The following is a 26,011-nucleotide window of genomic DNA, read 5'->3' as shown; positions in this document are numbered from 1 at the left end:
GGCCACCTGTCGCCGGAATGGCATCTTGGTTCCAGCACCGGTACGTCCTACTGACCAACCCGGGACCGCGCCAGAGCGCGAACTGCAAACAACGCGATGCCTAGCAGCAGTGCGAGCAGTGACCACGGTTGCAGCGCCGGGATAGAAGCAGCAGCAAGAAAACCGATTGCGAACGACGCGTCGTCGTTGTCCAGCCCAGGATCGGACACCCAGTAGCCGGCATCGGACCGAGCAGAAGCGGACTCGATGAACACGTTCGTACCTGCACCCGCAACCAATCCGACAAGCCTGGATGCCCGGCGCACGCACGAGGACTCGCCGCGCGCTGGCACGGCCGGAATCGCGAATTCGAATTCGGCAGCGGAGAAGCACAAGACGCCGACGTCCGGATCGCCACATCCACCTTGGATGGCGGAATCCACACGGAACGGCGAGACCCCGAAATCAGCACAGCGCCCGAGGACGACGCCGCTGACCAGCGCGTCCGAAGGGTTGCTCACGACGACGCGGAACAGCGCTTCCGTCGCGCCCTGTGGCGGCAAGGGCAGAACTGGCTCCACCCGCAAGCGAAGATCAGCCACGCTCCCCAGGATCCAGGTCGATGGCGCCATCAGCAACGCGGGATCCCCGGATCGGGCCCGAAAGTCCAAGCCCGTCGTGGGTATCGGTGCTGCCGAGTCGCGGGCAAAGGTCAGCACGCAGGAGATCGAGGCTCCCGCAGCAAGCGCCGGAGTGGCCAGGCGGATGTTGTACGCGGTCTGCGTCAACAGACAAGGCGGCGACGCCGTGGCCGTCGTATGCACGAAGTACAGCGGTGAAGCAATCCATTCCGGTTCGGCGATTGCAACTGCACCCGCATTAGAAAGGGTCACGTTCAGCGATGCCGAGGATGATGGCAGGGGCGCAATCACTACTTGCTGTGCACGGGTCGAGCCCAGGCTGGCGAGAGCAATCAGAAGAAACAGCAGGCGACGCAGCATGAGTCGGCTCTCCCGCTGCTACCGGCAGCGCTCACTGCCAGGACGCGCCGCCGCAAGCACTCCCCCAGTGACTCCTCGAAAACGTCGATGCCTGCTTTGCTCGATGAAGACCGACCAAGGCCGAAGCGAAAATGACGAGCGCCAGCAAGGCGAACAACTGGGCTCGCCCGGCCGGAATCGCCTGCGCGGGCGCCCCGAATGCGACGTCAGCATAGGTTGAATTGTTCATCCAATTCGAGTCGCCCACGCGATAGCCCGATGCCGTTTCGGCGTCGCGCAGGAAGTACAAGTCGAATGGCCAACCGGTACCCTCGACCAACCCCGATGATCGACGCGCTCGCACGAGGCAAGATTGTTGCGAGTGCGCCGGCACGTCGGGAATCGGAGCGCTGAAATCGACCAAACCAGTGAAACAGAAGACGTAAGGCAGCGACGACCCTGCACATCCGCCGGGAATGTGGGTATCCATCGTCACCATTGCACTGGAAACGAATTGACAGCCGCCCGCTTCAACATCCGTCAGCGGAAAGTCTCCGGGATTCGTCACGGTAATCCGGAACAATGCTTCGGTCGCCCCGGCCATCGGCAACGGATGCACGGGTCCCACCGAAATCGACGGATCGTCGAACACACCGAACTCCCAACGAGAAGGCGCCAGCGTCACCGTCGCCGAACCGGGTGCCGGGCTGGGATGGATCGCAAAGGATGAAATCGGCGTCACGCTCGTGCGTGCGAAGGTCACCGTACACGATACCGACTCACCCGCAGCCAGGGGCGGCGCCTCGAGTGACGGGATGATCGTCAGCGCCAAGTTGTGAATGTGGCACGGTGCAGCTGCGGTGATCGAATACGGACTCGACGGAAAGAAAGCCAGATGAAAGCGCGGCTGAGCCACCGAAGCACTGCCGGTGTTCGCCAGTGTGATGGCGAACGATGCCGAACCCGAAGGAGGCGGCGCGACTGTGACTGTCGACGCCCGCACCACCGCGCACAGCGGTCCAACCATCGCCAATACCAGCGCGTTCACCCACCACAAGCGAACCATCCGAGTCATGTGAGAATCCTCCCCGCGTCTGCGACACGACCGCGTCGGAGTCTCGTTTCCCCCAGTGACTCCTCGAAAACCGCCGGACTCTGCCGTTTCAGCGTTGTTTCGCGAACAGCGCATCCAGCGCGCGCTCGTAGTCGTGGTAGCCGATGCGATCGTAGAGTTCTTCGCGGGTCTGCATCGAGTCGATGACCGATTTCTGGTGGCCGTCGCGGCGGATGGCGGCGTACACGGCTTCGGCGGCCTTGTTCATGGCACGGAATGCGGACAGCGGATAGAGCTGGATGGCGACACCGACCGAGGCCAGTTCATCGCGCGAGAACAGCGGGGTCTTGCCGAACTCGGTGATGTTGGCGAGCACCGGCACCTGCACCGCATCGACGAAGCGCTGGTAGGTCGGCAGGTCGTAGGCGGCCTCGGCGAAGATGCCGTCGGCGCCGGCTTCGACGCAGCGCTGCGCACGTTCGATCGCGGCGTCAACGCCATCGACGGCGATGGCGTCGGTGCGTGCGATCAGGAAGAAGCCAGCATCGGTCTTGGCGTCGGCAGCGGACTTGACGCGATCAGCCATCTCCTCGGCGGTCACGATCTCCTTGCCGGGACGATGGCCGCAGCGCTTGGCACCGACCTGGTCCTCGATGTGGCAGGCCGCCGCGCCGGCCTTGATCAGCGCCTTCACCGTGCGCGCGATGTTGAGCGCGCTCGGGCCGAAGCCGGTGTCGATGTCCACCAGCAGCGGCAGATCGCAGACATCGGTGATGCGCCGTGTGTCGATCAGCACGTCGTCCATGGTGTTGATGCCGAGATCCGGCATGCCGAGCGAACCGGCGGCGACGCCGCCACCCGACAAGTAGATCGCCTTGTAGCCTGCACGCTTGGCGAGCAGGGCATGGTTGGCATTGATCGCACCGATGACCTGCAACGGCTTCTCGGCGGCCAGTGCGGCGCGGAATCGGGCGCCAGCGGATACTTGAGTCGTCATCGGAATCCTCGCGGAAGCCCCTCTCACACCGGGACAGGGGATGCGGTGAGGGAGCTATCCCTCATCCGCCCTTCGGGCACCTTCTCCCGGTGGGAGAAGGAAGGAGTTACAGCAAGTGCGCCACGCCGGCACGCTCTTCTTCGAGTTCGGCGAGGGTCTTGTCCATCATCGTGCGGCTGTAGTCGTCGATGGCGAGGCCGCTGACGCGGGTGTACTCGCCATTGGCGCAGGTGACCGGCACGCCGTACATCACGTCCTGGGGGATGCCGTAGCTGCCGTCCGACGGGACGCCCATCGTGACCCACTTGCCGTTGGTGCCGAGCACCCAGTCACGGATGTGATCGATCGCGGCATTGGCGGCGGAGGCGGCGGAGGAGAGACCACGCGCTTCGATGATCGCAGCGCCGCGCTTGCCGACTTTGGGAATGAAGGTCTCGCGGTTCCAGCTCTCGTCGTTGATCAGGTCCTTGAGCGACTTGCCGCCGACGCTGGCGAAGCGGTAGTCCGGATACATCGTCGGCGAGTGGTTACCCCACACGACCAGCTTGTCGATATCGGCCACCGCGATGCCGGCCTTGCCGGCCAACTGCGACAGCGCGCGGTTGTGGTCGAGGCGCAGCATCGCGGTGAAGTTCTTTTTCGCCAGATCCGGCGCCGACTTCATCGCAATATAGGCATTGGTGTTGGCCGGATTGCCGACCACCAGCACCTTGATGTCGCGGCTCGCGGTTTCGTTCATCGCGCGGCCCTGCTCGGTGAAGATCTTGGCGTTCTCGAGCAACAGGTCCTTGCGCTCCATGCCCGGTCCGCGCGGACGCGCGCCGACCAGCAGCGCGACATCGGCGTCCTTGAACGCCTCTTTCGGATCAGCCGTGCCGACCATCCCGGCGAGCAGCGGGAAGGCGCAGTCCTCAAGCTCCATCATGCAGCCCTTGAGCGCCGCCTGGGCCTTGTCCATCGGCAGTTCCAGCATCTGCAGAATGACCGGCTGGTCGCGCCCCAGCATTTCGCCGGAGGCGATGCGATACAGCAGCGAATAACCGATCTGACCGGCAGCGCCGGTGACGGCAACACGGACGGGCTTCTTCATCGGGTGGACTCCTCGGATCTAGTGAAATAGGTGCTTGGACAAACCGCTCTGACGAATGATCGACATCAGCGTGCCGTTCGCCAATTCGTTGTGCTGTGGGACGGGAACGGTCACGGTGCCGCCTTCCCCCAGCGATTTCTGCATGACCACGTGGCTTCCGCGCTGGCGCACCGCCGCAAACCCATGCCTGGCGAGGATCGCGCATGCCTGCGCCCCCGACAGCTTGGGCAGCTTAGGCAACAGCCACCTCCAGGTGCGTGACATACACCTCCTGGTGCAGGCGCGCCTTCACTTCCTCCACCGATGCCGTTTCAAGGAAGATCTCGACCGCTTCCTTCAGATTGCGCCGCGCGTCTTCGACGCTTTCGCCCTGGCTGGCGACGTCCAACTCGGCGCAGTGCGCAACGTACAGATCGGCTTCCCGTTCGATCACTGCCGTCAACCGCAGGTTCCGCATCGTCCCTCTCCCACCTATACGAGTTCTGCAAAGAAATCCTGGATGCGCTTCAGCCCATCGGGCAACTGCGCAGTCGGGCAGGTGTAACTGATGCGGATCGCGCGCGGCTCGCCGAAGGCCGAGCCCGGCACGCAGGCCACGCCCTTGGCTTCCAGCAACGCGTTGCAGAAATCGACGTCGTTGCCAATGCGCTTGCCGGCGTGCGACCTGCCGAATGCGCAGGACACGTCCGGGAACACGTAGAACGCGCCGGCGGGTTTCGGGCAGGCAACGCCGGGGATGGCTGCCAGCGCCGCCATGACCTGGTCGCGCTTGTCCTGGAACTCGCGGTTCTTCTGTTCCGGTACGTCCTGCGGCCCGGTGAAGGCGGCGACCGCGGCCGCGGTGACCACTTCCGGCAGGTTGGTGATGTGGTTGGAGTTGAGGTTCACCAGCGCCTGCGCCACCGCTGTGGGTGCGGCCACCATGCCCACGCGCCAACCGGGCATGCCATAGGTCTTGGAGATCGAATCAAGCAGGATGCAGCGGTCACGCAGTTCGGGGCGCGCCTTGACCAGATGCGCGTAGCCGATCCCGTCGAAGATCATGCGGTTGTAGATGTCGTCGGAGATGATCCAGGTTTCGGACTCGACCAGCACGTCGGCGAGCGCGCGCACCTCGGCGTGGTCGTAGACCATGCCGGTCGGATTCGACGGGTTGTTGAACAGCAACGCCTTCGGCTTCGACTTCAGCGCGTCGCGCAACTGGTCCGGCGTCAGCTTGTAGTTCTGTTCGGGGCCGCAGTAGAGCAGTGTCGAGCGGGCACCGAGGATGTCGGCGATGTCGGCATAGCTGGTCCAGTACGGTGTCGGGATCAGGATCTCGTCGTCCTCGTCGAGCAGCGCGTACATGACGTTGAACAACACGTGCTTGGCGCCGACGCCGGCCACGAGATTTGCGCGTTCGTAGCCGTCTAGCCCGCCTTCACGCAGGTGCTTGAGGAAGGCATCGAGCAACGCCTCGCTGCCGCGATTGGAGCCGTAGCTGCCGGAGTCCTTGGCGAGCGATTCACGCGCCGCGGTATAAACATGCTCGCCCGGCAGAAAGTTGGGTACGCCGATCGAGAAGCTGATGATGTCGCGACCTTCGGCTTTCAGCTTTCTGGCTTTTTCCGCAACGATCATGATCGCACTGGCTTTCGCTCGCCCCATGCGTTCCGCTAGCTTCAGCATCGCTGTCCCCGTCGATGAATCAACCGGCCCGCGCGGCGGGCGAACTTTGGAAGTCTACCATGCCGCAATGCAGCAACCGCGCCTCTCCCACGCCTTTGGCAGGCCCCGACGGCTGCCCCGAAATCCGCCCAAGTCGGCCTCTGCCGTCCCGGTCGCTGCGCGCAAAGTCCGTCGCCCACGCCCTGCGACAGCTGCTGCCGATCGCGCTGATCCTGCTGCTTGGTGCGTGCAGATCGAGCCATGTCCGTACCACGCCCGACTTTGCCCAGAACGTGGCCCTGAGCGGCAAGACCATCGTCATGGCCGAGCCCTCCATCCAGCTCTACGAGATGCAGGCCAGCGGCATGCTTGAACCCCGCGCCGACTGGACACGTGCGGCGCGCGGCCACTTCATGGCCGCGGTCGAAGGCTTCCTGCAGCGGCGCAATGCCCGCCTCGCGCCGACGTTCCAACCGGGGGCAGATCTCCCGGCCGAGCACCGGGTACGCCAGCTGCTGGCGCTCAACTGGGTGGTGATGGGCACCATCTACACCCACAGCTACCTGCACGTTCCGCTGCCGACGCGCGGCACCGCGCGGCGCAAGCCACTGAGCTGGACGCTCGGCCCCGGCGTGCGGGAGATCGCCAGCCGCACCGGCGCCGATTACATGCTCACCTTGCAGATCAACGATTCCTACTCGAGCAAGGGCCGAGTGGCGATGATGTTGCTCGGCGTGGCGTTGCAGGTGGCGCTGCTGCAAGGAGGACAACAGGGCGGCATCGCCACCCTGGTCGATCTCAAGACCGGCGACGTGGTCTGGTTCAACGTCATGACCGACCAGATGGGCGACATGCGTGACGCCGAGGGCGCTGCCGCCACCGCGGGGCGTCTGCTCAAGGGGCTGCCGCTGTGAGCCGCCTGCCGCGGTGGTTTGCGCTCGTGGCCGGTGTGGCCTTGCTCGGCGGCTGCGCTTCGCAACAGCCCTTGCGTGACATGGCGCCCGGGGAACGTCCGGCCGAGGACACCGACGAAGCCGGGTTATGGCTGGCGCTCGACCAGGCCGAACTGTCGCTGCAACGCTCGCCGCTGCTGGTGCGCGACCCAGCACTCAATGCCTATGTCCGCAAACTGGTCTGCGACATCGCCGGCGACTACTGCAACGACATCCGCGTCTATGTCCTGCGACGCCCCTACTTCAACGCCAGCATGGCACCGAATGGCGTGATGCAGGTCTGGACCGGCGCCCTGTTGCGCTCGGAAAACGAGGCCCAGATCGGCTTCGTGCTCGGCCACGAGATCGGCCATTTCACGCACCAACATTCGATCAAACAGTGGCGCCGCGCCAAGGACATCATGAATGCACTCAGTCTGCTGCAGCTGGTCGCGGCGCGCAGCGGCACCCAGGACGCCCACGACATCTTCGATGTCACCCAACTTGTCGCCTACGCCTCGCTGTACAAGTACGGCCGCGACGCCGAGCGCGAATCCGATACCGAGGGTTTCGACCGTGCCGTCCGCCTTGGCTACCGCGCCGACCAGGGCGCCACGCTGTGGCAGGGACTGCTCGCCGAGGATAACGCCCGCGACCGTACCAAGCCTTCCGGCATCTTCGCCACGCATCCGGCGACCGAGGAACGCATGACCACGCTGCGCGAAGCGGCGGAAGCGTTTGTAGATGCCGGAACGCGCACCGGCGAAGCCGAGTTCCGCGCCGCCACCGCACCCTTCTTCGCCAGTTGGCTCGAAGACGAGATGGGACGCCGGCACTATCCGCAGACCATTGTCCTGCTCGATCGTCTGCAACAGCGCGCCCAGGGCGCGCATCTGGCCTGGATCGAGTACTACCGCGGCGAACTGTTCCGCAAGCGTCGCGCCGGCGGCGACGATAAGCGCGCCATCGACGCCTACCGTGCCGCCATGCGCGTGCCCGGCTACCCGCCGATCGCGCATCGCGACCTCGGTTTCATGTACCGCAGCATACAGCTGCCACAGCAGGCCGCAGTCGAATGGCGCGAGTATCTGCGACAAGTTCCCGATGCGGCCGATCGCGCCACCATCGAGCACTACCTGGCGCAAGCCATCGGAGCCGACCATGCGAACCATTGATCTCCGTCCTCTTCGCTGGCTCGCGGTCGCCGCGTCGCTGCTGCTGGTCGCCTGCGGTGGACCTCCGGGACTGGTGCGCGCGGACGAACCGACGCGCGTGGCGCGCATCATCGAAGTGACTGCACCGAACGAGTGGGCACGTTACCGCTTCTACGACGGTGAACTCTGGACCATCGACGGCAGCGCGTTGAACCGCCTGCTGTACCTCGGCAACATCCGCGACAGGTACCACGTTTTCGGCGCCGGTCGCGCGAGCAAGCGCCACCCCGACGGGGCCTTCTACCGCACCGGCATGGACGCCCCCGAGATCGAGGCGGTGCTGCGCGACGCCATCACCGAACTCGGCGTGGCCAACGTGCGCACCAGCAACCTGCACCCGCTCACGATCGGTGACACCACCGCGTTCCGCTTCGACGTCGCTTTCGACCTCGGCAACGGCCTGCACTACCTCGGCAACCTCACCTTCTTCGAGCGCAAGAAAAAACTGAACCTGATCTGGTTCTCGGCGCCGGCGGAGTACTACCACCCGCGCGATGCCGCCCACGTCGATCAGTTGCTGGCCAGCCTCCGCATCCGCAAGTAGCGGGTGTTGCTCGCGAACCCGCAGCACCGCCTACTTGAGGTTCTGGATGGCGGACATGGATGTGTCGGACTGCTTCTTGAGCAGGTTCGCCAGCACCTCGAGTGCCTTCTCGCGTCGATCCATCGCCTGCTGCAGCTTCAGCTGCTGCAGACTTTCGCGGTCCACGCGCTGAACCGACTGGACGGATCTCGCAGTCGGCGTGATCGCGTTGTCCGGCTGGCGGGCACTGCCGCGGCGCTCCTTTTGCGCCTGCATCGCCGCGGTCAGGTCACGCAGATCCGCCTCCGCCTGCGCGGCACACTGCACCAACACGAGTTGCACCAGGGCCTCGACATCGACATCCGAAAACGACTGGCCCTGCAAACGCTCGCGTACCGCGGCACGCAGCTCGTCGGGGTGCGGTTCCGCCTCGCTGCGCGCGCGCCGCTGCCCCTCGCTCTCCACCCACTCGCGCAAACCGGGTGCCAGCACACTCAGGTCCTGCACCGGCTGCTGAACTTGCAGCGGCAGCGGTTCACGCCGGATCTCTGCCGGCTCTGCGGCGGAAACCAGCGAACCGGACAGCACCCCAACCATCAGCACAACGGCAGAAACGCGCACGGGCAACTCCTTGGACGCGGCGACGAACCGCCGCCAGGCGAGCACAAGCATAGCGAGCCTCGACTCGCCCCCACTGGAGCCCCGCAGATGCCGAATCAGCGCTGGTCGAGAATCGCGTTCCAGGCGTCGAGCTGGGCACGGGTCTTGTCGAATAGCGCGCTGTAGTCGCCTTCGATGGTGATCGAGCCGATCGTGTCGCCCTGACGAACGGCGTCGACCAGGGTCTGGTCGGCGGCACCGACGACCTTGCCGAACACGGTGTGCTTGCCATCCAGCCACGGGGTGGCGACGTGGGTGATGAAGAACTGGCTGCCATTGGTGCCCTTGCCGCCGAAGGAACCGGCGTTGGCCATCGACAGCACGCCCTTCTCGTGACGCAGCGCGGGCACGATTTCGTCGTCGAACTTGTAGCCGGGGCCACCGCGACCGCTGCCCTCGGGGCAGCCGCCCTGAATCATGAAGTCCGGGATCACGCGGTGAAAGCTGAGTCCGTCGTAGTACTTGCGACGCGCGAGGTTGACGAAATTGGCGACGGTGAACGGCGCCTGGTCGGCAAACAGCTGGACGTGGATGGTGCCGCGACCGAGGTTGATCTGGGCTTGCAGGTTGGACATGACGGGCTCCTTGGGTTCGGGGCGCGCATCATAGCCGCGCCCGCAGCCCGGCACGATGCAGCACCACCGACGCGGCGATGCCCCACTGCCCGGCCCAGTACAGCAGGATGTTGAGATAACGCAGCGCCGGTTCGTGATCGACGAAACGGTTCCAGGCCAGCACCGCATCGCTGGCCACAAACAGGACCGCGCCGATCAGCGCCCAGCGACCAGCGCGGTCGAGCGCGGCCAGTGCTGCGGCACGCCACAACATCACGCCGATCACGAGCGCATAGATCGTCACTGGCAAACGCATCGGCCCGAGTTCGCCGAAGCGGTGCAAGGCCAGCAGGATGCCGACGACCGCGAGTGCGGCCGCGCCCAACCAGCTTGCTGCCGGCGCGCGCGATCGCCCGAGATAGGCGGCGATGTACACCACATGCGCGAGCAGGAACGCGACCAGCCCGGCGATGAAGCGGTCCTCCGGCAATGCCAACAGGGCATCTCCGAGCAGGGACCAGCCGAGACCGACTGCGATCCAGAACCGATATCGACCGGGTTCGCCCTGCGCGCGCAGCCAATCCAGCGCCAGCGCGACCGGCACCAGTTTCAGCACCAACATCAACCGCCAATCCAGGTCGATGGCGAAGCCGATGCAGAACAGCGTGGCCGTGACTGCGGCGAGGAAGATGCGGAGCTTGGCGTTCATCCGCGGATGATGCCTGAACGGGTTTCACCGATGCGAGTCGGATTGTCATCCGGCTCGGCTATACTCCGCCGCCTCTCGGCGCCCCGCGCCCCCCGTTTTCCCTACCCAACCACCGGCAATCCCTGTCCGGAACGGATCTCCGATGTCCATCGAAAAGCTGCGCAACATCGCCATCGTCGCCCACGTCGATCATGGCAAGACCACCCTCGTCGACTGCCTGCTGCGCCAAAGCGGCACGTTGAGCGATCGCCAGATCGTGCCCGACCGGGTGATGGACTCGAACGACATCGAGAAGGAACGCGGCATCACCATTCTCGCCAAGAACACCGCGATCCGCTGGACCGACAAGCGCGATGGCAGCGAGTACCGCATCAACATCGTCGATACCCCGGGCCATGCCGACTTCGGCGGCGAGGTCGAGCGCGTGCTGTCGATGGTCGACTCGGTGCTGATCCTGGTCGACGCCTTCGATGGCCCGATGCCGCAGACCCGCTTCGTGACCCAGAAGGCGTTCGCGATGGGCTTCAAGCCGATCGTGGTGGTGAACAAGGTGGATCGCCCGGGCGCGCGTCCGGACTACGTGCTGAACGCGACGTTTGACCTGTTCGACCGCCTCGGCGCAACCGACGAGCAACTCGACTTCACCACCGTCTACGCCTCGGCCCTGAACGGCTACGCCGGCATGAACCCGGACGTGCGCGAAGGCAACATGGATCCGTTGTTCGAGGCCATCGTGCAGCACGTGGAAGCGCCCAAGGTCAATCCGGACGGGCCGTTCCAGATGCGCATCAGCCAACTCGACTACAACAACTACGTGGGATTGATCGGCATCGGCCGTGTCCAGCGCGGCAAGATCAAGACCAACACGCCGGTCTCGGTGGTGGATCGCAACGGCGTCAAGCGCAATGCGCGCGTGCTGCAGGTGCTCGGCTTCATGGGGCTCGAGCGCCGTGAAGTGCCGGAAGCGGAGGCCGGCGACATCATCGCCATCAACGGCATCGAGAACCTCGGCATTTCCGATACCGTGTGTGCGCTCGACACCCCGGAGGCGTTGCCGGCGCTGACCGTCGACGAACCCACCATCAGCATGACCTTCCAGGTCAACAACTCGCCGTTCGCCGGCAGCAAAGAACACTCCGGTGGCAAGTTCCTGACCAGCCGCCAGTTGCGCGATCGCCTGAACCGTGAGCTGATGCACAACGTCGCGCTGCGCGTCGAGGACACCGACGAAGCCGAGAAGTTCAAGGTCTCCGGTCGCGGCGAATTGCACCTGTCGATCCTGATCGAGAACATGCGTCGCGAAGGCTACGAACTCGCAGTCTCGCGCCCGGAAGTGATCGTCAAGCAGATCGATGGCCAGGCCATGGAGCCTTTCGAGAACCTGGTCTGCGATCTGGAAGAACAGTTCCAGGGCGGCGTGATGCAGCGTCTCGGCGAGCGCAAGGCACAGCTGCGCAACATGGAACCCGATGGTCGCGGCCGCGTCCGTCTCGAATACATGATTCCCGCGCGCGGCCTGATCGGCTTCCAGACCGAATTCCGCACCATCACCGCTGGCACCGGATTGCTGTTCCACGTGTTCGATCACTACGGACCGAAGACCGAGGGTGCGATCGGCAAGCGCTCGAACGGCGTCATGATCTCGAACGGACAGGGGCCATCGCCCGCCTACGCGCAGTTCGCGATGCAGGAGCGCGGGCGCTTGTTCGTCGAACCGAACCAGGAAATCTACGAAGGCCAGATCGTCGGCATCCACGCCAAGGACAATGACCTCACCGTCAATGCCCTGCGCGCAAAGCAACTGACCAACTTCCGTGCCTCGGGCAAGGACGACAACCTGATGCTGACGCCGCCGGTGCGCTTCTCGCTGGAGCAGGCACTCGAGTTCATCGAAGACGACGAACTGGTCGAAGTGACGCCGGTGGCGATCCGCCTGCGCAAGAAGGCGCTGACCGAGAACGATCGCAAGCGCGCCACCCGCCAGGCTGCGTAGGCCATTCGGCGCGCGTTGCCGTTGCGCAACGCGCGCTGAGCCAGCGCATCCGGGCGCATTGCCCGAATGCCGCGTTCGTCGCACACTTCGGCCTCCTCAAGCGGAGAGCGACGATGCGATACCGAATGCTGCAACTGGCCGGACTGTTCAGCGCGGGGCTGTTGGCGCTGCTCGCAGCCCCGACCACCCAGGCGCAACCGCAGGCGAAGCACACGTCCTATGGGTTGATCGTGTGCGAATCACCCAATGGCCGCGAGAGCTTCTGTCCGGCGGAAACCCGCTACGGCGTACGCTTGACCGAAGAACTTTCCTACGGTCGCTGCACCCAGGGTCGCACCTGGGGCACGCGTGCGGGGGGCATCTGGGTCAGCGGCGGCTGCGCCGGCAAGTTCGAAATCGGCTCGCAATCACCGGCGCACCCTGGGGACGGCTATGGCGAGCATGACGGTGGCGGCCAGCCCGGCTACGCCGATTCGGTGGTTTGCGAATCCATCGACAGCCGCTACGCGCGCTGCGCGGCGGATACTCGCGGTGGCGTCGAGCTGATCCGGCAAATGAGCCGTGGCGTCTGCGTGGCCGGCCGCACCTGGGGCTACGACAACGGTTTCATCTGGGTCGATCGCGGCTGCCGCGGCGAATTCCAGACCGGCGGATCCGGCTACGGCCCGCCCGGCTACGGCCAACCCGGTTACGGCGAGCCCGACTGGGGTCTGGAAGACGAGTACCTGATCCGCTGTGAATCGATCGATCTGCGCCAGGCATTCTGTCCGTTCGACATCGGCCGCGGCCGCGTTGAACTGGAGCGCCAGGTGAGTCGCACCCGTTGCACGCTCGGCAGCAACTGGAACTTCAACCCCCGCGGGATCTACGTTTCCGGCGGCTGCCGCGGCGAGTTCCGCGTCGATCCAGGCTACCGCCCGCCCGGCGGCGGCTATGGCGGCTACAACGTACTGCGCTGCGAATCGATCGAGGGTCGTCGGCGTGTCTGCCCGGCCGACATCCGCTACGGCGCACGGCTCGACCGCCAGGTCAGCAAGACGCCGTGCCAGGAAGGCGTCAGCTGGGGCTGGGACCGCCGTGGCGTCTGGGTTGACCGCGGCTGCCGCGGCGACTTCGTGATCGACTGAACCCGGAAACGCATTGCGCCGGCACGAGGCCGGCGCAATCGCGATCGGAGAACCAGTGCGCGAACCTGGTCAGGGCGTGCACTGGTAGTACAGGATGTGCTCGGTATTGATCGCTCCGGCCTGACCCAGACTGATCGTGCCGGACTTGCGCAGATGGATCTCGTCGCGGTGCAGGCGCAGTTCTTCGTCTTCTCCGAGGCGCACGAAGGTGCCATTGGTGCTGCGGTCACCGATCATGAAGTAGCCGCGTTTGAACTCGATCGAGGCGTGGTTGCGCGAAACCCACTCGGCGTCGATCACCAGGCTGGAGTTCGGATCGCGACCGAGCGTGAACGGCTGCGAGGCCGCGCCCAGCTCCATCATCCGACCCTTGTAGCGCAGCGTCAGCTTGGCGCCCCCGGCTCCGGGAATGTCGTCGAGGCGGATCGCGCGCTGCACCGTGGTCACGTTGGACAGGTCTTCCTGCCAGATCACGTCGACGATCTCGATCGGTTCCATCTTGCCGGCGACGCGCACCGCGCCGAGCTGGCGCGTCTTGATGCTGCCGACGTTGGTCATGCCGCGCAGACTGCTGGCGGTGGTGACGATCTGCTCGCGCTTGGCGGTCGAGGCCATGCGCGCGGCGGTATTCACCGCGTCGCCATAGACATCGCCGTCCTCGACCAAGGCGTCACCGTGGTGCAGACCGATGCGGATGCCGACGTTGTCCTTGACGAAGATGGCGTCGTGCGAGACCCGCTTCTGCAGGTCGACGGCGGCGAGGATGCCGTTCAGCGCGCCGGGGAAGGTGCACATGATCTCGTCGCCGATGGTCTTGATCAGCTTGCCGCCATGGATGCCGGCAATGCCGGTCAGGGCTTCGAGCACACGCGCGATGATGGCGCGCGCCTCGACGTCGCCGCGCAGCTCGAACAGCTTGGTCGAACCGCTGACGTCGGCGAACAGGATGGTGAGGGCACGGGTCTCGGACATGACCCGGCGATGATAGGCGAACTGCGGCGATGCGACTACCGGTGCGCACCGAATCGTTGACATTCCGGCACCGTCGCCACGGTCGCAGCCCCTGAGATGTCCAGAATCTATCCACAACCTTGTCTGCAACGGTACCCACACTGCAGCCACTACCATCCACGCCTGCCCGAGGAAGTACCGCCATGGCCGCCCGTCCCGAATCCTTCCCCGCCGCGAAGAAAGTCGATGCACTGCGGGTTCCGCCGAATTCGGTCGAGGCCGAACAGGCCGTGCTCGGTGGACTGATGCTCTCGGCCGAGGCCTGGGACAAGGTTGCCGACCGTATCAACGAACAGGACTTCTATCGTCGCGACCACGCGCTGATCTTCCGCGCCATCGGCGAACTGTCGAACAAGGGCATGCCGGCCGATGCCGTCACCCTCGGCGAATGGTTCGACGCCCAGGGCATCGCCGAACTGGTCGGCGGATCGCGCTACATCCTGGAGCTCGCCAACACCACGCCGTCCGCGGCGAACATCGTCTCCTATGCCGATATCGTTCGCGAGAAGTCGGTGCTGCGACAGCTGATCGACGCCGGCACCGAGATCGCCGGCGACGCCTTCGTGCCCGAGGGCCGCTCCAGCCACGAACTGCTGGAAACCGCCGAGCAAAAGGTGTTCCGCATCGCCGAGGCCGGCGCGCGCGGGCGCAAGGGCTTCGTCACCATGGGCGCGGCAGTCAAGGAAGCCTTCGCGCAACTGCAGCACCGCTACGAGAACCGCGGCGCGGTCACCGGCATCGCCACCGGACTGCGCGACTTCGACGAGATGACCGCCGGTCTGCAGCCCTCCGACCTGATCATCCTCGCGGCGAGACCGTCGATGGGAAAGTGCCTGTCGCACGATGCCGAACTGGTTGCCGACGACGGCAGCATCGTCACCATGGCCGAAATCGTTGCGCGTCGCGATACCGGCCTCGCCACGCTAGGCGACGATTTCCGGCTGCACCGCACGCTGCCCAGCGACTACATCGACGACGGCATGAAACCGGTGTTCGAAGTCGGCACGCGGCTCGGTCGCAGGGTCGAGACGACGCTGCCGCATCCTTTCCTCACACCGGAGGGATGGAAGCCGCTCGCCGAACTGCAGGCCGGCGACTGGATCGCCGTGCCACGGGTACTGAATACCTTTGGCGATGCAATCTGGCGGGAGTGCGAGGTCAAGCTGCTCGCCTACCTGATCGGCGACGGCGGCCTCACCGGCAGCACGCCGCGCTTCACCGATGGCAACCCGGACATCGCTGCGGACTTCGTCGCCAGCGTCGCCGAGTTCGGCGGCGTCCGGGCGTCGCCGGAGCACGCGCACGAACGCATCCGCACACCGACCTGGCGCATCTGCGCCGACAGCGAATGCGTGATTGAAAAACGTCGCACTTTCGCCGCGGGATTGCAGCAAGCGCTCGCGGCACAAGCATTGCCGCAGCGGCAACTGGCGCACGCGGTCGGCGTGAGCGCGGCCAGCGTCACGCACTGCATGCAGGCGCGCACGGTGCCGAACGCGGCCACTGCGGAACGACTGGGCGCACTGCTCGACTGGGATGTTTCCACGGCGCAGGCCGCCCGCCACAACACGCCGAATGCGCTGACGCTGTGGCTGCGCCAACTCGGCCTGGAGCGCCCGTCGGCGCACGGCAAATTCGTGCCGGCGCCGGTGTTCCGACTGCAGCGCGAACAGCTCGCGCTGTTCCTGAACCGGCTGTTCGCGACCGACGGCTGGGCGAGCGTGCTCAGCAGCGGCCAGCCGCAGGTCGGCTATGCCAGCGTCAGCGAAAAGCTGGCGCGCCAAATCCAGCACCTGCTGCTGCGTTTCGGGATCGTCGCCAAGCTTCGCCAGCGCTGGGTGCGCTATCGCGACGCGCGCCGCTCGAGCTGGCAGCTCGAAATTACCGATGCCGGGTCGCTGGCGCAGTTCGTGGACGCCATCGGCATCCACGGCAAAGCCGCCGCCATCGCGCGGGTTCGCACCGCCCTGCTTGGCCGCAACCAGCGCAGCAATGTCGACCTGATCCCGGCCAGCATCTGGCAGCAGATTGCAGCGGCCAAGGGTGCAATGAGCTGGGCCGAGCTCGCACGCCGCGCCGGCTACAACGATTCCAACAGCCATGTCGGTCGTCGCGCGCTGACGCGCCCGCACCTGGCCGCGATCGCGATGGTCCTCGACGCACCCGAACTGATGGCGCTCGCGCACTCCGACGTGTTCTGGGACCGCATCGAACGGATCACGCCGCTCGGCGACAAGCAGGTGTACGACTTGACCGTACCCGCCACCCACAACTTCGTCGCCAATGACATCTGCGTGCACAACACTGCCCTGGCGCTGAACATGGCCGAGTACGCGGCGATCAAGGGCAAGAAGGCGGTGGCGGTGTTTTCGATGGAAATGTCGGCGTCGCAGCTGGCGTTTCGTCTGATTTCCTCGCTCGGCCGCATCAACCAGCAGCATCTGCGCACCGGCGAACTCGAAGATGCCGACTGGCCACGGGTGAGTTCGGCGATCACCCTGCTCAAGGACGCCAAGATTTTCATCGACGACACGCCGTCGCTGTCGCCGGGCGAGCTGCGCGCCCGCGCGCGGCGCCTCAAGCGCGAACACGACCTCGGCTTGATCGTGATCGACTACCTGCAGCTGATGGCGGTGCCCGGCACGCGTGAAAACCGCGCCACCGAAATCTCGGAGATCTCGCGCAGCCTGAAGGCGCTGGCCAAGGAACTGAACGTGCCGGTGATCGCGCTGTCGCAGCTCAACCGCTCGCTTGAACAGCGCACCGACAAGCGCCCGGTGATGGCCGACCTGCGCGAGTCCGGCGCGATCGAGCAAGACGCCGACGTGATCGTGTTCATCTACCGCGACGATTACTACAACAAGGAATCGCCGGACAAGGGCCTCGCCGAAATCATCATCGGCAAGCAGCGCAACGGCCCTACCGGCAGCGTCAAGCTCACCTTCCTCGGTCACTACACCAAGTTCGAGAACCACGCCTCCGCCGGTTTCGCCGGGAGCTTCGAGTGAGTCGATCGGCCTTCGCGACGATCCACCTCGGCGCGTTGCAGCACAATCTGGCGCGGGTGCGCACACTGGCGCCGCACAGTCGGGTGATGGCCGTGATCAAGGCCGATGGCTACGGCCACGGGCTCGAGCGCGTGGCGCGCGCATTGTCCGGTGCCGATGCCTTCGGCGTCGCCGCCATCGCCGACGGCCAGCGCCTGCGCGCCGCCGGCATCCGCCACCGCATCGTCGTGCTGGCCGGCATCGATGAGGCCGGCGATCTGCTGGAAGTGCGCCGGCTCGACCTCGACATCGTCGTCCACCACGACCACCAACTGGCCCTGCTCCGCGCCGACCGCGACCCGCGTCCGTTGCGCGTCTGGCTCAAGCTCGACACCGGCATGCACCGGCTCGGCTTCGATCCGACGCGCACCGATGCCCTGCTCGCCGAACTGCGCGCGCTGCCGAACGTGCATGCCGAGATCGTGGTGATGAGCCACTTCGCCAGTTCCGACGAACCCGCGCAAGCGGCCACCGCGATCCAGCTCGGACACTTCCGGCTGGCCACCGCACATGCCCACGCGGCACGCTCGATCGCCAATTCCGCCGCCATCGTGCACTGCCCGGACGCGCACGCGGACTGGGTCCGCGCCGGCGGTGCGCTGTACGGACTCAGCGTCGAGCACGAGCGCTGCGGCGCCGACGACGGCCTGCGCCCGGCGATGAGCCTGTCGAGCAAGCTGATCGCGATCAATCGCGTCGGTCGCGGCGAACGCGTCGGCTATGGCGGCAGCTACGAATGCCCGGAAGACATGGACGTAGGCGTGGTCGCGATCGGCTACGGCGACGGCTACCCGCGCAGCGCGCCCGGCGGCACGCCCGTGCTCCTGCACGGCCGCAGCGCGCCGATCATCGGCCGCGTCTCGATGGACCTGATGACGATCGACCTGCGCCAGCACGCGGACGCGAAGATCAACGACCGCGTCCTGCTGTGGGGACCCGAACTCCCGGTCGAACGCATCGCCACCGCCGCCGGCACCATCAGCTATGAACTCACCTGCGGCGTCACCCGCCGCGTGATGTTTCTGGAAGACGAACACTGACCGTTTGCCCGCTCGATTCGTCGCCTTGCGCCGGCCAAATGCCACACTGAAAATTCCAATTTCGCCGCAGGATCAATGTCTGGTGGCGCTACTCTTGGCCCTAACGGCGATCGTTGAACATTGCTCTTCCGGAGGCTCGATCTGTGTACATCAGCAAAGCGACGCTAACGGACATCCGCGGATTCGCGGATCTCAGCTTTGATTTCACGCGCCCGGACGGCAGTTTCGCTGGCTGGACCGTTTTCACCGGCGACAACGGTTCTGGCAAGAGCACCCTGCTCAAGGCGATCGCCATCGGACTGACCGGCCGGGATACGGCGCGCTCGCTGCAGCCGAGCTTTCATCGCTGGATTCGGCATGGCCAGCACGAAGCTGCGGTAGAACTCGGAATCGTCCGCGTCGAGAAGGACGACTATCTGACCGAGGGCGGGCGCCTGCCCGAGAAGGCATTTCATGCCCGAATCGTGTTGAAGAACGGTCAGAAAGAGCCGCAGATCGAGGCTGAAACACCCAGCGGTGTCAGCCGCAAGAACTACTCCACCCCGCAACGCACGGTTTGGTCGCCGGAAGCCAAGGGATGGTTCTCCTGCGGTTATGGCCCGTTCCGGCGCGTATTTGGCGCTTCACCCGAGGCCATGCGCCAGATGGTCGCGCCGGCAACCGAGCGGTTCGTCACGATGTTCCAGGAGGCGGCCTCGCTGGCCGAGGTGGACCAATGGCTGCGCACGATCAGCCACAAGTCGCTGGAAGACCGATCTGGAGCCAAGGAGGCCAGGGAGCAGCGCGACCTCATCCTGGAGGTGCTACGTGATGAACTGATGCCGAACCAGATTACCGTGGACCGCATCGATTCCGATGGACTCTGGCTCAAGGATCGGAACGGGCTCCAGTTGTCCTGGGGCGAGATGAGCGACGGTTACCGCGCCGCGCTTGCCCTGATGGCAGACATCCTGCGCCACCTGATCAGCGTATACGGCCTATCTGACCTCACCGGACGCGACGCCGAAGGCAGACTGTTCTTCAAGCGGAGTGGCGTCGTCCTGATCGACGAAATCGACGCCCACCTGCATCCCGAGTGGCAACGTGAGATCGGCTTCTGGCTCAAGCAGCACTTCCCGAACGTCCAGTTTCTCGTGACTACGCACAGTCCCATCATCTGCCAGGCGGCCGACCCAAACGGGCTGTTCGTGCTGCCTGAACCGGGCAGCACCGACCGTCCACATGCCTTGAGTGATGACGAGTACCGCAAGGTCATTGCCTCACGGCCCGATACCATTCTGCTGACATCGGCATTCGGGCTGCAGAACACGCGCTCACCCCGCGCGGTGCATGCCCGGGCAAAATACGCGAAGCTCAAGTCGAAGGAGCGGTCCGGCGCAAAACTGAGCAAGGTCGAGCGTAACCTGGTGGCACAGCTGCAGCTGTTCGCTCAGGCCGACGAGGATCTGTAGCCGTGCGTCACGTGCAACGCCGTGAGTTGCCCGCTGGCACTCGCGCTTACCTTGAGCGCCGTCAATCGCTGGCAACTGAGCGCGGCGCGAATGCCGAAAACACATGGCGCGCTGCGCGTCAGACGAAAGCCATGGCCACGGTCTTTCGCACACTTCGGGAAATGGCGGGTGCAGGTGAACACTGCATGTATTGCGTGGACTCGCATGGCAGCGACATCGAACACTTCTGGCCCAAGTCCCGCTATCCGGATCGCACGTTCGCCTGGCCCAACATGCTGCTGTGCTGCACCGAGTGCGGGCGATTCAAGGGCGATCGGTTCCCGCTTTCAAGGGCCGGTGAGCCCTTGCTGGTGGACCCCAGTGCCGAAGATCCTTGGCAATGTCTGGACTTCGATCCGGACACGGGCAATCTCACTGCTCGATATGACGCGGCCAGCGGCGCGCCCTCGCCCAAGGGGGAGGTCACGGTGCAGGTGTTGCATCTTGACCGGCGCGAAGGCATGGCGGAAGGTTATCGTCGAGCCTATCGGCGGATCGTGGCATGCGTTCGCCAAGCGCTGGCCGCAGACGACTTCGACAAGCTCGTGATCGAACTGCCGCAGGCGGATACGCACGGCCTGATGGGCTGGTGTTTCGGGCCGATCGGTGCCCGACTTCAGCCCTTTGCGGAGTTGCGTCGCCGAGCATCGTCCACATGGGCGGCATGCATAACGGCAACCGAGCGAGGCCGCCAGTGACGGACGCGATAGCCCGACCCGCGCAACTCGAAGCGAGGTAACTGATGGCCAAAGCCAAGACCGCCTACGTCTGCAACGACTGCGGTGCCGAGTACTCGAAGTGGCAGGGCCAGTGCGGCGAATGCAATGCCTGGAACACGCTGTCCGAATTTCGACTGGCCGCGGGCAAGGCGTCGAAGCAGGAGGCGCGCGGCGGCTATGCGGGGGCAGGCAGCGCGCTGGTCACTGCGCTGGCGAAGGTGTCGGAGTCGGAAGAGCAACGCACCCTGATCGGCATCGGTGAACTCGACCGCGTGCTCGGCGGCGGGCTGGTGCGCGGCTCGGTGGTGCTGATCGGCGGCGATCCCGGCATCGGCAAGTCGACGCTGGTGCTGCAGGCATTGGCCTCGCTCGCCGGGCGCTCAAAGACGCTGTACGTGACCGGCGAGGAGAGCCTGGGCCAGGTCGCTGCACGCGCACGCCGACTTGGCCTGCCGCTCGCAGCGATCGACGCGCTCGCCGATACCGGCATCGAGCGCATCCTCGACACCGCGGTCGCGCAGAAGCCCGACTTCCTGGTGATCGACTCGATCCAGACCATGTACTCGGACCAGGTCGAGTCGGCGCCCGGTTCGGTGTCGCAGGTACGCGAATCGGCGGCACGCCTGGTGCGCTACGCCAAGGAAGTGGGCTGCGCGGTGTTCCTGATCGGCCACGTGACCAAGGAAGGCGGCATCGCCGGCCCGCGCGTGCTCGAGCACATGGTCGATGCGGTGCTGTATTTCGAGGGCGATTCCGGCAGCCGCTTCCGCGTGCTGCGCGCGTTCAAGAACCGCTTCGGCGCGGTCAACGAACTGGGCGTGTTCGCGATGGGCGACAAGGGCCTGCGCGAGGTGCCCAACCCGTCCGCGATCTTCCTCTCGAACCACGGCGAACCGACCCCGGGCAGCGCCATCATGGTCACGCGCGAAGGCACGCGGCCGTTGCTGGTCGAGGTGCAGGCGCTGGTCGACCAGTCGCCGCTCGCGAATCCGCGCCGCGTCGCGCTCGGCCTCGAGCAGAACCGCTTGGCGATGCTGCTCGCGGTGCTGCACAAGCACGGCGGCTTCGCGCTCTACGACCAGGACGTGTTCGTGAACGTGGTCGGCGGCATCCGCGTGCAGGAAACCGCGGCCGATCTGCCGGTGTTGCTGGCGGCGTTGTCGAGCTTCCGCAACCGCCCGCTCGGACCGCACCTCGCCGTCTTCGGCGAAGTCGGCCTCGCCGGCGAAATTCGCCCGGTCCCGAACGGCGAGGAACGCATCCGCGAAGCCGCCTCGCACGGCTTCGAGCGCATCGTCGTGCCGAAAGCCAACGCCCCGAAAAAACCGCCGGCCGGCATCCGCATCATCGCCGTCGAGCGTCTGTCCGAGGCGATCGCGGTGCTCGATTGAACGCGACCCACTCCAGACGGAAACCAAGTGGCCGCGGGCATTCTTGACCAGCTGCCGCGGCTCTCACAGACTCGCCACATCTGTTCCGCAGTTCTCCCCGGGTCGAGGTCAGACGTTCATGAAGGCTGCTGCCGTACTGCTCGCTCTTCTGTTGACCCGGACTTCGGCCGCGTCCGACGAAGCGTGCATGGTCCTGGTCGAGAATCAACCGCCTACGCGTGCAGACATCGATGGTCCCGGCTCTTTCGGGCCCTTGCACGAGACCATGAGCATCGGCTGTCTGGACTACGTGGAGTTCGAGAAGACATCAGACGGTAATCGTGCACGCCTCGTCGACCATACCGGCCGCGTACACATTATTCGCCCAGGCGAGTTCGTCGGCGAGAACTCTGGGCAAGTTGCGGAGATCACGCGGAACAGGATTGCCGTCGTACAGGTCGTGCGAGGTGCATCCGGCGAGTACGCGGAAGTTCGCCGCTATCTGTTCCGCCGAGATCGCGATGACGACTCCGAATGAACTGAAAGCGAACGCTGGAATCGGTCGTGCCGGGGCTGCGGCGAGGTCGGCAGTGCACCCCGTTTCGAGCGGTTGTCCAATGCGTTCGACCTGCCCTGCCGCAACCGCCGCGCGTCGTCACATGAACAAGCTGCTCTCATGACCGAACAGACTTTCCTCCACATGCTGATCATCGGATTGTTTCTCGTCGTGTTTCCGATGTTTTGGTGCGCAATCGTGCTGCTGCTGGCATTCGTCAGCGGCTGGCGGAAACTGGCGGAGAATTACGCAACCGAAAAAGAGCCGCGCGGCACGGTGTTTCGTTGGGTCAATGGTTCGGTCGGCATCGTCTCCTACAAGCACTGCCCGAATGCGCATGTCGCTGACGAGGGCCTCTATCTTTCGGTCCTGTTCTTCTTCCGGATTGGCCATGAGCAACTCCTCATACCGTGGGCAGAGATCCGGAGCGGAGATGCGGTCGCCTTCCTCTGGCATCGCGCCGTCTGCCTCGAAATCGGCAGTCCGCCAGTCGCGCGGATCAAGCTGCCGCAGAACGTAGTCGATGCCGCCGGCGACCGCATTGCGCAACGCGATGCAGCGTTACCGAACACTGACCGCCATCGGATGCGGAGCCCATGACACTGCAACTGTTCCTGTTCGCCATTGGCGTGGCCATCCTCGCGCTCGGCGCCGATTGGTTCGTGCGCGGCGCGTCGGGTCTGGCCGAGCGCTTCGGCATCAGCCATTTCATCATCGGTCTCGTGGTGGTCGGGTTCGGCACCTCGGCACCGGAACTGTCCGTCACGCTGGGTGCGGCGATCAAGGGCAACACCGACATCGCGCTCGGCAACGTGGTCGGTTCCAACATCGCCAACATCGGACTGATCCTCGGGCTGTCGGCGCTGGTCGCACCGCTCGCCATCCGCCTGCGGCTGCTGCAGGTGGAACTGCCGGCGATGATCGTGCTGCACCTGGCGCTGTTCGCAATGGTCTGGAACGGCGTCGTCAGTCGCATGGACGGCTTCGTGCTGCTCGCCGGTTTCGTCGGCTTCATGGCCTTCCTGATCCGCTCGGCGCGTGCCGAACCGGCGCTGGTGCAGCAGGAGTTCGCGGCAAACGAGCCGAAGCTGCCGCACGCACTCTGGCTCACCCTCGCGCTGGTGGTCGGCGGACTGGTCCTGTTGATGCTCGGCGCCAAGGTCGCGGTCGATGCAGCGGTGACACTGGCCAAACTGTGGGGACTGTCCGATCTGGTGATCGGTCTGACCGTGGTCGCCGTCGGCACCTCGGCACCCGAGATCGCTTCCTCGATCGCCGCCGCGCGTCGTGGCCAAAGCGACATCGCGATCGGCAACGTCATCGGCTCGAACCTCTACAACGTGCTGTTCATCCTCGGCGCCACGGCGCTGGTGCAGCCGATCCCGGCCACCGCGCCCACGCTGCGCGTGCTGGATCTGCCGGCGCTGATCGCGCTCTCGGTGCTGCTCTGGCCACTGGCCCTGTGGGACATGCGCCTGACCCGCGGCAATGGCGCCTTTCTGCTCGCCGCCTACGCCGGCTACCTGATCGCGCTGGTCGCGTTCGCGGGCTGAGCGGCGCGGAACCGCGCCAGATTGACGGCCGCCTGCGCGCGCACCTTGTTGCGCAACAGCGGCGACCAGCCGAGCAGCACGCCGGGTACCCCAAGCGCCTGGCGTGACCAGCGCCAGAAATCGAAGCGGTCGCGGTGCTTGAGGATCAGGCCGTCGCGGTCGAACGCGAACTCGGCGTCGATGATGTTGTGCACGATGCGACCGGTGGCACTGAAGCGATAGGTCGGTTCCCAGTGTGCGACGCCGACTTCGTCGTCGCAGTCGATGCCGTTGAACTCGAGCTTCCAGTCAGCGCGGCCCTTGTCGTCCACCGCCGTGCACAACATGCGCCACATCGCGCCGATTTCCTCACGACCGCGCAGCGTGAACACTTCGTCCTCGAACTCGGCATCGGCCGCGTAGGCCGCCTGCATCGCTGCGCCATCGAGATCCCGAAACGCCGCGTAGAAACGCGTGATCCGTTCGTTCTGTGGAAACCCGTTCATCGTCGCCCTCGCCTGATGCGGCGAGCATGGCGAGGCGCGGCGCGCGACGCAATCCGCCGCGGCTATGCTCGACACCTCGCGGAAGGAGACGGCGCATGCGCATTCTGATCCTGCTGTCGCTCGCGTCGCTGTCGGCGCACGCGGCGCCAGCCGAAATGATCGACAGCGAACTCGGCCCGGTCGAGATCCGCACCATCGCGCGCGGCCTGATCAGTCCCTGGGCGTTGGCGTTCCTGCCGGACGGCCGGTTCCTGATCACCGAACGCGGCGGCACGATGCGCATCATCGAGCCGGACGGACGCATCGGCGCGCCGCTGGCCGGTGTACCCGAGGTCTACGCCATCGGCCAGGGCGGCCTGCTCGACGTGGTGCTCGATCCCGACTTCGCCAGCAATCGCACGCTGTATTTCTCCTATGCCGCTCCGGCAGCGGATGGCGCGCACACCGCCATCGCCAGCGCGCGACTGGAACGGGGCACGCTGGCAAACCTGCGCGTACTGTTCCGGCAGCACCCGGGATACGACGGCGGCCAGCACTTCGGCTCGCGCATCGTCATCGGCCGCGATGGCTTCCTCTACGCCAGCGTCGGCGAACGCGGCGACCATCGCGATCGCGCCCAGCAACTCGACAAGACCTACGGCAAGATCATCCGCATCGCCCGCGACGGCACCGTGCCCAAGGACAACCCCTTCGTCGGCCGCGCCGGCGCCGATCCGTCGGTATGGAGCTACGGCCATCGCAACCCGCAGGGCCTGACGCGGCATCCCATCACCGGTGAATTGTTCGAACACGAACACGGCCCGCGCGGCGGCGACGAGATCAACCTCATCCGCAAGGGCGCGAACTACGGCTGGCCGGTGATCACCTACGGCCGCGAATACTACGGCCCGAAAATCGGCGAAGGCACGGCCAAGCCCGGCATGGAACAGCCGCTGCACCAGTGGACGCCCTCGATCGCACCGAGCGGCATGGCCTTCCTCACTACCCCGGCCGCTGGCGCCTGGAACGGCCACCTGTTCGTCGGCGCCCTGAAATTCACCCTGCTCGCCCGCCTCGAACTCAAGCACGGCAAGGTCGTCCACGAAGAACGCCTGCTCGCCAACCGCAAAGACCGCATCCGCGACGTCCGCCAAGGCCCCGACGGCGCCCTCTACCTCCTCACCGAAACCCAAGGCCTGCTGCTGCGCCTGCGCCCGCCCCCAGCACGCGCGCGGTGATGGACCCGGCAATCGTCTGCGATGCGACCACACAAAACGGGATGGGGCTGTTGTGTCATTCTTG

The 26,011-nt window shown here is 65.5% G+C and carries 26 protein-coding genes; 14 read left to right on the top strand and 12 right to left on the bottom strand.

Annotation, left to right across the window (positions count from 1 at the left end; genetic code table 11):
• Positions 1-47 precede the first annotated feature (47 nt).
• From IPG63_19565 to IPG63_19535, 7 genes are all read right to left on the bottom strand, one after another.
• Positions 48-980: a hypothetical protein gene (locus IPG63_19565; protein MBK6729356.1), complete on the bottom strand. Its 933-nt coding sequence runs from the start codon at positions 978-980 to the stop codon at positions 48-50.
• 31 nt (positions 981-1,011) lie between these two features.
• Entirely contained in the window at positions 1,012-2,034 is a 1,023-nt protein-coding gene (locus IPG63_19560) for a hypothetical protein (protein MBK6729355.1), read from the bottom strand.
• Between the two features lie 88 nt (positions 2,035-2,122).
• Positions 2,123-3,010, bottom strand: a complete 888-nt coding sequence (gene prpB, locus IPG63_19555) for a methylisocitrate lyase (protein ID MBK6729354.1) — start codon at positions 3,008-3,010, stop codon at positions 2,123-2,125.
• Between the two features lie 106 nt (positions 3,011-3,116).
• Positions 3,117-4,100 carry a malate dehydrogenase gene (locus tag IPG63_19550; protein MBK6729353.1) on the bottom strand — a complete coding sequence of 328 codons (984 nt, stop codon included), beginning with the start codon at positions 4,098-4,100 and terminating at the stop codon, positions 3,117-3,119.
• Positions 4,101-4,118: 18 nt separating this feature from the next.
• Entirely contained in the window at positions 4,119-4,340 is a 222-nt protein-coding gene (locus IPG63_19545; protein ID MBK6729352.1) for a type II toxin-antitoxin system HicA family toxin, read from the bottom strand.
• Positions 4,333-4,557, bottom strand: a complete 225-nt coding sequence (locus IPG63_19540; protein MBK6729351.1) for a type II toxin-antitoxin system HicB family antitoxin — start codon at positions 4,555-4,557, stop codon at positions 4,333-4,335. Before IPG63_19540 ends, IPG63_19545 begins: the two co-directional genes overlap by 8 nt.
• 14 nt (positions 4,558-4,571) lie before the next feature.
• The gene (locus IPG63_19535; protein MBK6729350.1) at positions 4,572-5,768 is read right to left on the bottom strand and encodes a pyridoxal phosphate-dependent aminotransferase; all 1,197 of its coding nucleotides are present in this window, start codon (positions 5,766-5,768) and stop codon (positions 4,572-4,574) included.
• Between the two features lie 59 nt (positions 5,769-5,827).
• On the opposite strand from IPG63_19535, the gene IPG63_19530 reads away from it, so the two are divergent.
• From IPG63_19530 to IPG63_19520, 3 genes are read left to right on the top strand one after another with little or no spacing between them, the layout of a single operon-like run.
• Positions 5,828-6,661 carry a hypothetical protein gene (locus IPG63_19530; GenBank protein ID MBK6729349.1) on the top strand — a complete coding sequence of 278 codons (834 nt, stop codon included), beginning with the start codon at positions 5,828-5,830 and terminating at the stop codon, positions 6,659-6,661.
• A complete protein-coding gene (locus IPG63_19525) occupies positions 6,658-7,854 on the top strand; it encodes a M48 family metalloprotease (GenBank protein ID MBK6729348.1) in 1,197 nt (398 codons plus the stop codon). Before IPG63_19530 ends, IPG63_19525 begins: the two co-directional genes overlap by 4 nt.
• Complete coding sequence (locus tag IPG63_19520) at positions 7,841-8,437, top strand: hypothetical protein (GenBank protein MBK6729347.1); 597 nt, start codon at positions 7,841-7,843, stop codon at positions 8,435-8,437. Before IPG63_19525 ends, IPG63_19520 begins: the two co-directional genes overlap by 14 nt.
• Before the next feature lie 30 nt (positions 8,438-8,467).
• On the opposite strand, the gene IPG63_19515 is transcribed toward IPG63_19520, so the two are convergent.
• The 3 genes from IPG63_19515 to IPG63_19505 all read right to left on the bottom strand — a co-directional run bounded on the left by IPG63_19515 (position 8,468) and on the right by IPG63_19505 (position 10,339).
• Positions 8,468-9,037 (bottom strand): hypothetical protein, encoded by a 570-nt coding sequence (locus tag IPG63_19515; GenBank protein ID MBK6729346.1) that lies wholly within the window; start codon positions 9,035-9,037, stop codon positions 8,468-8,470.
• Between the two features lie 95 nt (positions 9,038-9,132).
• Complete coding sequence (locus tag IPG63_19510; protein ID MBK6729345.1) at positions 9,133-9,651, bottom strand: peptidylprolyl isomerase; 519 nt, start codon at positions 9,649-9,651, stop codon at positions 9,133-9,135.
• A gap of 28 nt (positions 9,652-9,679) precedes the next feature.
• On the bottom strand, positions 9,680-10,339 hold the full coding sequence (locus tag IPG63_19505) for a lysoplasmalogenase (protein ID MBK6729344.1): 660 nt from the start codon (positions 10,337-10,339) through the stop codon (positions 9,680-9,682).
• Positions 10,340-10,481: 142 nt separating this feature from the next.
• On the opposite strand from IPG63_19505, the gene typA reads away from it, so the two are divergent.
• Complete coding sequence (gene typA, locus IPG63_19500) at positions 10,482-12,332, top strand: translational GTPase TypA (GenBank protein MBK6729343.1); 1,851 nt, start codon at positions 10,482-10,484, stop codon at positions 12,330-12,332.
• 113 nt (positions 12,333-12,445) lie between these two features.
• Positions 12,446-13,459: a DUF3011 domain-containing protein gene (locus tag IPG63_19495; GenBank protein MBK6729342.1), complete on the top strand. Its 1,014-nt coding sequence runs from the start codon at positions 12,446-12,448 to the stop codon at positions 13,457-13,459.
• Between the two features lie 69 nt (positions 13,460-13,528).
• On the opposite strand, the gene IPG63_19490 is transcribed toward IPG63_19495, so the two are convergent.
• Positions 13,529-14,431: an adenylate/guanylate cyclase domain-containing protein gene (locus IPG63_19490; protein MBK6729341.1), complete on the bottom strand. Its 903-nt coding sequence runs from the start codon at positions 14,429-14,431 to the stop codon at positions 13,529-13,531.
• A gap of 182 nt (positions 14,432-14,613) precedes the next feature.
• Here IPG63_19490 and dnaB point away from each other — a divergent pair, with 182 nt between their 5' ends.
• The 8 genes from dnaB (at position 14,614) to IPG63_19450 (ending at position 24,245) form a co-directional block, all read left to right on the top strand.
• Positions 14,614-17,478 (top strand): replicative DNA helicase, encoded by a 2,865-nt coding sequence (gene dnaB / locus IPG63_19485; protein ID MBK6729340.1) that lies wholly within the window; start codon positions 14,614-14,616, stop codon positions 17,476-17,478.
• Complete coding sequence (gene alr / locus IPG63_19480; GenBank protein ID MBK6729339.1) at positions 17,475-18,557, top strand: alanine racemase; 1,083 nt, start codon at positions 17,475-17,477, stop codon at positions 18,555-18,557. The genes dnaB and alr overlap by 4 nt, the downstream gene beginning before the upstream one ends.
• Before the next feature lie 143 nt (positions 18,558-18,700).
• Positions 18,701-20,008: an AAA family ATPase gene (locus tag IPG63_19475; protein MBK6729338.1), complete on the top strand. Its 1,308-nt coding sequence runs from the start codon at positions 18,701-18,703 to the stop codon at positions 20,006-20,008.
• 2 nt (positions 20,009-20,010) lie between these two features.
• Entirely contained in the window at positions 20,011-20,745 is a 735-nt protein-coding gene (locus IPG63_19470; protein MBK6729337.1) for a hypothetical protein, read from the top strand.
• Positions 20,746-20,789: 44 nt separating this feature from the next.
• A complete protein-coding gene (gene radA / locus IPG63_19465) occupies positions 20,790-22,157 on the top strand; it encodes a DNA repair protein RadA (GenBank protein ID MBK6729336.1) in 1,368 nt (455 codons plus the stop codon).
• 118 nt (positions 22,158-22,275) lie between these two features.
• The gene (locus tag IPG63_19460; protein ID MBK6729335.1) at positions 22,276-22,674 is read left to right on the top strand and encodes a pilus assembly protein PilP; all 399 of its coding nucleotides are present in this window, start codon (positions 22,276-22,278) and stop codon (positions 22,672-22,674) included.
• Positions 22,675-22,812: 138 nt separating this feature from the next.
• Positions 22,813-23,292: a hypothetical protein gene (locus tag IPG63_19455; GenBank protein MBK6729334.1), complete on the top strand. Its 480-nt coding sequence runs from the start codon at positions 22,813-22,815 to the stop codon at positions 23,290-23,292.
• Positions 23,289-24,245 carry a calcium/sodium antiporter gene (locus IPG63_19450; GenBank protein ID MBK6729333.1) on the top strand — a complete coding sequence of 319 codons (957 nt, stop codon included), beginning with the start codon at positions 23,289-23,291 and terminating at the stop codon, positions 24,243-24,245. The genes IPG63_19455 and IPG63_19450 overlap by 4 nt, the downstream gene beginning before the upstream one ends.
• Here the strand turns inward: IPG63_19450 and IPG63_19445 are convergent.
• Complete coding sequence (locus IPG63_19445) at positions 24,212-24,730, bottom strand: nuclear transport factor 2 family protein (GenBank protein MBK6729332.1); 519 nt, start codon at positions 24,728-24,730, stop codon at positions 24,212-24,214. The two genes, IPG63_19450 and IPG63_19445, sit on opposite strands and share 34 nt — an antisense overlap.
• Before the next feature lie 95 nt (positions 24,731-24,825).
• Between IPG63_19445 and IPG63_19440 the strand changes: the two genes are divergently transcribed.
• On the top strand, positions 24,826-25,947 hold the full coding sequence (locus IPG63_19440; protein MBK6729331.1) for a PQQ-dependent sugar dehydrogenase: 1,122 nt from the start codon (positions 24,826-24,828) through the stop codon (positions 25,945-25,947).
• The last annotated feature ends 64 nt before the right edge of the window (positions 25,948-26,011 follow it).

The sequence above is a fragment of the Lysobacterales bacterium genome, from assembly GCA_016703225.1.
Taxonomy (GTDB): Bacteria; Pseudomonadota; Gammaproteobacteria; order Xanthomonadales; family Ahniellaceae; genus JADKHK01.
This window is presented reverse-complemented; position numbering and strand designations above follow the sequence as displayed.

Bases quoted from the DNA above. Each gene is read 5' to 3' on its own strand.
- IPG63_19565 (MBK6729356.1), bottom strand. From the start codon at position 980: ATGCTGCGTCGCCTGCTGTTTCTTCTGATTGCTCTCGCCAGCCTGGGC.
- IPG63_19560 (MBK6729355.1), bottom strand. From the start codon at position 2,034: ATGACTCGGATGGTTCGCTTGTGGTGGGTGAACGCGCTGGTATTGGCG.
- prpB (MBK6729354.1), bottom strand. From the start codon at position 3,010: ATGACGACTCAAGTATCCGCTGGCGCCCGATTCCGCGCCGCACTGGCC.
- IPG63_19550 (MBK6729353.1), bottom strand. From the start codon at position 4,100: ATGAAGAAGCCCGTCCGTGTTGCCGTCACCGGCGCTGCCGGTCAGATC.
- IPG63_19540 (MBK6729351.1), bottom strand. From the start codon at position 4,557: ATGCGGAACCTGCGGTTGACGGCAGTGATCGAACGGGAAGCCGATCTG.
- IPG63_19535 (MBK6729350.1), bottom strand. From the start codon at position 5,768: ATGCTGAAGCTAGCGGAACGCATGGGGCGAGCGAAAGCCAGTGCGATC.
- IPG63_19530 (MBK6729349.1), top strand. From the start codon at position 5,828: ATGCCGCAATGCAGCAACCGCGCCTCTCCCACGCCTTTGGCAGGCCCC.
- IPG63_19520 (MBK6729347.1), top strand. From the start codon at position 7,841: ATGCGAACCATTGATCTCCGTCCTCTTCGCTGGCTCGCGGTCGCCGCG.
- IPG63_19510 (MBK6729345.1), bottom strand. From the start codon at position 9,651: ATGTCCAACCTGCAAGCCCAGATCAACCTCGGTCGCGGCACCATCCAC.
- IPG63_19505 (MBK6729344.1), bottom strand. From the start codon at position 10,339: ATGAACGCCAAGCTCCGCATCTTCCTCGCCGCAGTCACGGCCACGCTG.
- typA (MBK6729343.1), top strand. From the start codon at position 10,482: ATGTCCATCGAAAAGCTGCGCAACATCGCCATCGTCGCCCACGTCGAT.
- IPG63_19495 (MBK6729342.1), top strand. From the start codon at position 12,446: ATGCGATACCGAATGCTGCAACTGGCCGGACTGTTCAGCGCGGGGCTG.
- IPG63_19490 (MBK6729341.1), bottom strand. From the start codon at position 14,431: ATGTCCGAGACCCGTGCCCTCACCATCCTGTTCGCCGACGTCAGCGGT.
- dnaB (MBK6729340.1), top strand. From the start codon at position 14,614: ATGGCCGCCCGTCCCGAATCCTTCCCCGCCGCGAAGAAAGTCGATGCA.
- radA (MBK6729336.1), top strand. From the start codon at position 20,790: ATGGCCAAAGCCAAGACCGCCTACGTCTGCAACGACTGCGGTGCCGAG.
- IPG63_19460 (MBK6729335.1), top strand. From the start codon at position 22,276: ATGAAGGCTGCTGCCGTACTGCTCGCTCTTCTGTTGACCCGGACTTCG.
- IPG63_19455 (MBK6729334.1), top strand. From the start codon at position 22,813: ATGACCGAACAGACTTTCCTCCACATGCTGATCATCGGATTGTTTCTC.
- IPG63_19450 (MBK6729333.1), top strand. From the start codon at position 23,289: ATGACACTGCAACTGTTCCTGTTCGCCATTGGCGTGGCCATCCTCGCG.
- IPG63_19445 (MBK6729332.1), bottom strand. From the start codon at position 24,730: ATGAACGGGTTTCCACAGAACGAACGGATCACGCGTTTCTACGCGGCG.
- IPG63_19440 (MBK6729331.1), top strand. From the start codon at position 24,826: ATGCGCATTCTGATCCTGCTGTCGCTCGCGTCGCTGTCGGCGCACGCG.